Source organism: Burkholderia sp. SIMBA_062, from assembly GCF_046534765.1.
Lineage (GTDB): Bacteria > Pseudomonadota > Gammaproteobacteria > Burkholderiales > Burkholderiaceae > Burkholderia > Burkholderia ambifaria.
The window spans coordinates 1-349 of sequence record NZ_JAWRYD010000151.1 but is presented as its reverse complement, the minus strand read 5'-3'; the positions used below and the strand labels follow the sequence as shown (position 1 = coordinate 349).

The following is a 349-nucleotide window of genomic DNA, read 5'->3' as shown; positions in this document are numbered from 1 at the left end:
TGGCGATGCGCTCGAACGAATAAAGAAGCTCTAGGCGCAATCCACACACTACGATGTTGCAACAACACGCCGGTGATGCTGCCAACTTACTGATTTAGTGTATGATGGTGTTTTTGAGGTGCTCCAGTGGCTTCTGTTTCTATCAGCTGTCCCTCCTGTTCAGCTACTGACGGGGTGGTGCGTAACGGCAAAAGCACCGCCGGACATCAGCGCTATCTCTGCTCTCACTGCCGTAAAACATGGCAACTGCAGTTCACTTACACCGCTTCTCAACCCGGTACGCACCAGAAAATCATTGATATGGCCATGAATGGCGTTGGATGCCGGGCAACAGCCCGCATTATGGGCG

Annotated in this window: 1 protein-coding gene; it reads left to right on the top strand. The window is 52.4% G+C overall.

Annotated elements, in window-relative coordinates; genetic code table 11:
• Positions 1-126: 126 nt before the first annotated feature.
• Positions 127-349, top strand: a 223-nt coding sequence (locus tag SB786_RS35800) for an IS1 family transposase (protein ID WP_000179206.1), incomplete at its 3' end; no start/stop codon positions are given.